We start from the raw sequence: 4,387 nt of genomic DNA on the forward strand, positions 1-4,387 counted from the left end.
AATAGGAGGCGATATGTATAAGACTATTTTGGTTCCCATTGATATCGATGAAGATAACTTACTAAATAAAGCCATTACATTAGTGGAGAACATTGCCAAAAGAGAAGATCCCTATGTCCATTTTTTGTATGTTTTACCAAAGTTGCCACAATCTTCTTATTATCGCTTAGTGATGAATGGCGATCAACTTGACCAAGTATGCTTAAAAAAATCAGCAGAAAAAGAGTTAAAAAAAATTATTGCTCGATTTGATTTACCGGAAGATCGTATTGAAACGCATATCTGTATTGGTAAACCACGGGATGGCATATTGCAGATAGCCGATCAGGTTAATGCTGATTTAATTGTTGTTAGCTCACATAATCCTGAAGCAGACAGCTATCATTTAGGCTCAACAGCGGCAGATATTACCCGTTATGCGAAACGTTCAGTGATGGTAGCAAGATAGCCAACTCTTTATTTTATATAGCAATACCATTAAGCGGTTGATGGCGTCTTATCAACTGCTTTTTTAATTTGGCACTCTAGCTGTTTTTAATTATCATGCATTATCCCCTATAAGATAATAATTAAAAATTATGCTTACTATTACGGTACTACTAGAAAATAAGACAAGCGATCCCGCCCTTAGCCATTATCCAGGCCTTTCACTGCTATTAGAAGACACTGAAAGCGAAAGTAAAATTTTATTTGATACTGGTAAAGATCTCACTTTTATCAATAATGCTAAAAAAATGGCGATTGATTTGACATCATTAACGACAATTGTTATTTCCCATGGGCACTATGATCATTTTGGTGGATTAACTCATTTAAATGAGGATTTCTTTATTACTAAGCCACATATTATTGCCCATCCTGATTTATTTTCAGTACGTTATTCAGCACTTTTTATGGGGCGCCAGTCTATTAAATTTAAGCGCCTTACTCCATTTTTTAACCGACAGCAGCTAGAACAGCAGTTTTCATTTCAGTTAACAGCGACACCTAAAGCTATCGATAAAAGATTTATCTATTCTGGTCAAGTGACAGAGCGTCAAATACATAAACGTTATGGCGTTATTGTCAGTGAAGGTAGCGAAACGGATGATTATGTACTTGATGATAGTTTTCTAATTTGGCAAGGTCAGCAAGGACTGGTGATTATTACAGGATGTAGCCATTCTGGTATTGATGCGATTATTCGCCATGCGAAAAAAATAACGGGAAATGACAAGATCCAAGCTATTGTCGGAGGGCTACATCTTCGCTGTGCCTCACTGGCGGCGTTAAAAAGAGCGAAAAAAGCAATAGGTCACCATGTTGAGGTTTATGGTTGCCATTGTACCGGTGCGCTTGGCCGTAGCTATCTTAATGCCAAAGATTTTAATACAGGGCAAAGATTATTTTTTAAATGATACATCAATATGTTAATCAAAAATGGGATGGTTGATTTTAGTATGGGATTAAAAAAAGGTTTTTGATTTTAATCCTAGCATTTTTTATTAACAATGTATCGTCAATTATCAACGGATCACTAAAACAGAACAATTGGTGTTGTTAACAATATAATCTGCAGTAGAGCCAAGCAATATATTATGTCTATTACGAGAGCTAGAGCCAATGACAATAGTGTCTACATCCATCTCATTGGCGAGTTCGAGAATATTATAATTTGGTGTCCCTATAAGGGCATGGCATTGGTACTGCTCTTTAGGTAATTGGAATTGTTGTTGAACACAGTGTGCTAGTTTTTCAGTTAACAAAATAACGGCTTGATGTTTTTTCTCTATAACTGAAGGGCTATCACAATCAAGTCCATAAGCTTCAAGAGAACGTAAATTAGGCATGACTGTGACAAAATGAAAATAGTGATCAGCTTTTCTTGCTAGAAATTGAATATCTTTAACCATACGGTGAATTCTATCATCTTCTAATAAGTCAATTGCTACCAGTATTGTTTTAGCCATAATTTACCTTCTGTAAAAAATTAACCTTTTCACTCGAGTAGTATAGGTAATTTAGTGGCTAAGCTGAAATTTAAAGATGAATATTGCGATTATGGCGCCATTATTTTGGGGTTTTTAGCCCTAAAAGATAAAAAATAGGTGTGGAAAAAAGATTGTTCTATTAAACTTGTGCCAAGTTAACGACAGGTAGTTTACTATCATTATTTGTTATCAATAAATGATAACCTTAGGTTATAAAGCTATGAGAAAATCAAGCGAAGAATTATTAAAATGTATTGCAACAATATTACAATGGGTGCTGAATTGCGGATTACTTATTCTAGCCATCGTATTAGTCAGTTTTTTGATCAAAGAAACTTATGTTATCGCCTCTTTATTATTTAACTTAGCTGCTGAAGAATCTTCTTATCAGTTATTAGAAGGAATTTTGATCTACTTCCTTTATTTTGAGTTTATCGCATTGATTGTAAAATATTTTTTATCCGGTGGTCATTTCCCTTTAAGGTATTTTATTTATATAGGTATTACAGCTATTGTGCGTCTGATTATTGTTGAACATAAAGACTCGGTAGATACTTTGATTCAGTCCGGCGCCATTTTATTGCTCGTTATCGCGTTATTTATTGCAAATACCGAAAAATTAAAACGAAGCTAACCGAATAACAATATGTCAACAATGCATTGAATAGTCTCTGTGCATTAAGGTTTTCCGCATGATTGGGGGAGATATGTTATTATCTCTCCCAATTTTATTTTGGAATATGTAAAAATATTATGTCTTATCAATGTCCACTTTGCTCCCAGCCACTTGCTCTTAAAGCCCATAGTTGGGTTTGTGACAATCACCATCAATTTGATTGTGCTAAAGAGGGGTATGTTAATTTACTCCCGGTACAATTTAAACGTTCTAAAGAGCCGGGGGATAGTGCAGAGATGATTAGTGCTCGGCGTGATTTTTTAGATGCGGGCTTTTATCAACCAATGCGAGACAAAGTGGCTCAATTAGTGGCTGAACATTTACCGGAAGATAATCCTCAGGTGTTAGATATTGGTTGTGGAGAAGGGTATTATACCTATCAGATATATCAACAACTAAAGTCAAAAAATCCACAAGTCTATGGCTTAGATGTGGCGAAGGTTGCCATTAAATATGCAGCAAAACGCTATGCTCCTATTCAGTTTTGTGTTGCGTCCAGCCAACGTCTGCCTTTTTGTGATGCGTCATTAAATGCAGTGGTACGTATTTATGCCCCTTGCAATGCCAGCGAATTAACACGAGTTATTGCTCAAGATGGATATATTATTACGGTGACACCCGCACCACGCCATCTTTATCAACTCAAAGCGTTGATTTATTCAACAGTGCATCTTCATCCACTAAAAGATGAAATATTTGCTGGGTTCAAGCTAATAGCACAGCATCAAGTTGCTTATAATATGGCGTTAACAGGTAAACAAGCGGTTGATTTATTACAAATGACGCCTTTTGCTTGGCGTGCGAGTGAAGAGGTAAAAGAGACATTAGATAAAACAGAGCAATTTGCTTGTGAAACTGATTTTCTAATTCGTGTTTATCAGCGTGTTTAGAATAAAAAAGCTTAGGTTGTGTTCATACCTAAGCTTTTTCATATTATGGCGACTTAATGTGCGTACATAAACAGATCAAGATGTTCAAAAAGAATATTAAAGCCGATAGCAATCAACACCATACCCCCGATAATTTCAGCTTTTTTGCCAAGCACAGGGCCAATATAGCGACCGATCAGCATACCCAGTGTTGCCATAATCATGGTCATCATACCGATGGTCATCGCGGTATGGACAATATCGACTTGTAGAAAGGCTAAGCCGACACCAATCGCCATCGCATCAAGGCTGGTGGCAATACCTGTCGCAATTAAAGAGAGTGAACCGTGACGTTGAGGAGCCTCTTCACAAATGCAATCATCACCACGCTTTAAACTCTGATAAATCATTCGTCCACCCAAGATAACCAATAAACCAAAGGCGACCCAGTGATCCCACTGAATAATATATTGACTGGTATATAAACCTAATGCCCAACCAATAATCGGGGTGCTTGCTTCAATAATACCAAAGATAAAACCGGTGCGGAGGGCTTCACGAAAATGAGGTTTATGTAAGGTGGCGCCTTTACAGACTGCGACGGCAAATGCGTCCATAGAAAGAGCAAGGGCGAGAATAATTGTGGCGTAAAAACTCATAACAATAGCCTCGGTTGGGGTGTTTCCATATACACACAATTGACCCCCAACCAAAGAAGTACAATTATGTGTCTATGGTCTTGCCAACCAAATAATGGCGTCTGTACCACGCTAAATAAAAATAAGCGAGTATGTTGATACAGACTTCTTAAAATAATGAGATTTATTTTAAGACAGGCTACTCCCCAATGACTTGATGCAGAAGATATCATA

At 36.9% G+C, this 4,387-nt stretch carries 6 protein-coding genes and 1 riboswitch; of the genes, 4 read left to right on the forward strand and 2 right to left on the reverse strand.

The window, feature by feature from the left end:
* Together AACU95_RS11515 and AACU95_RS11520 are read left to right on the forward strand one after the other, a co-directional pair.
* The coding region (locus AACU95_RS11515) for a universal stress protein (protein ID WP_237612004.1) at positions 1-448 on the forward strand (448 nt) is incomplete at its 5' end.
* Positions 449-578: 130 nt separating this feature from the next.
* A complete protein-coding gene (locus AACU95_RS11520; protein ID WP_049208079.1) occupies positions 579-1,397 on the forward strand; it encodes an MBL fold metallo-hydrolase in 819 nt (272 codons plus the stop codon).
* A gap of 108 nt (positions 1,398-1,505) precedes the next feature.
* Here AACU95_RS11520 and AACU95_RS11525 read toward each other — a convergent pair whose 3' ends face one another.
* Complete coding sequence (locus AACU95_RS11525; RefSeq protein ID WP_036907847.1) at positions 1,506-1,949, reverse strand: universal stress protein; 444 nt, start codon at positions 1,947-1,949, stop codon at positions 1,506-1,508.
* A gap of 241 nt (positions 1,950-2,190) precedes the next feature.
* Between AACU95_RS11525 and psiE the strand changes: the two genes are divergently transcribed.
* Both psiE and rlmA read left to right on the forward strand, forming a co-directional pair.
* The gene (gene psiE / locus AACU95_RS11530) at positions 2,191-2,604 is read left to right on the forward strand and encodes a phosphate-starvation-inducible protein PsiE (RefSeq protein ID WP_004248313.1); all 414 of its coding nucleotides are present in this window, start codon (positions 2,191-2,193) and stop codon (positions 2,602-2,604) included.
* Between the two features lie 119 nt (positions 2,605-2,723).
* The gene (gene rlmA, locus AACU95_RS11535; RefSeq protein WP_017827496.1) at positions 2,724-3,536 is read left to right on the forward strand and encodes a 23S rRNA (guanine(745)-N(1))-methyltransferase; all 813 of its coding nucleotides are present in this window, start codon (positions 2,724-2,726) and stop codon (positions 3,534-3,536) included.
* 53 nt (positions 3,537-3,589) lie between these two features.
* Here rlmA and mntP read toward each other — a convergent pair whose 3' ends face one another.
* A complete protein-coding gene (gene mntP / locus AACU95_RS11540; RefSeq protein ID WP_004248311.1) occupies positions 3,590-4,174 on the reverse strand; it encodes a manganese efflux pump MntP in 585 nt (194 codons plus the stop codon).
* A gap of 60 nt (positions 4,175-4,234) precedes the next feature.
* Positions 4,235-4,373: riboswitch (yybP-ykoY riboswitch) on the reverse strand.
* Positions 4,374-4,387: the final 14 nt, after the last annotated feature.

This window comes from Proteus sp. G4415, assembly GCF_963896075.1.
GTDB classification, from domain to species: Bacteria; Pseudomonadota; Gammaproteobacteria; order Enterobacterales; family Enterobacteriaceae; genus Proteus; species Proteus mirabilis.

What these genes read in the sequence shown, in the direction of transcription:
- AACU95_RS11525 (WP_036907847.1), bottom strand. Translation starts at nt 1,949, where the DNA reads ATGGCTAAAACAATACTGGTAGCAATTGACTTATTAGAAGATGATAGA.
- rlmA (WP_017827496.1), top strand. Translation starts at nt 2,724, where the DNA reads ATGTCTTATCAATGTCCACTTTGCTCCCAGCCACTTGCTCTTAAAGCC.
- mntP (WP_004248311.1), bottom strand. Translation starts at nt 4,174, where the DNA reads ATGAGTTTTTACGCCACAATTATTCTCGCCCTTGCTCTTTCTATGGAC.
- AACU95_RS11520 (WP_049208079.1), top strand. Translation starts at nt 579, where the DNA reads ATGCTTACTATTACGGTACTACTAGAAAATAAGACAAGCGATCCCGCC.
- psiE (WP_004248313.1), top strand. Translation starts at nt 2,191, where the DNA reads ATGAGAAAATCAAGCGAAGAATTATTAAAATGTATTGCAACAATATTA.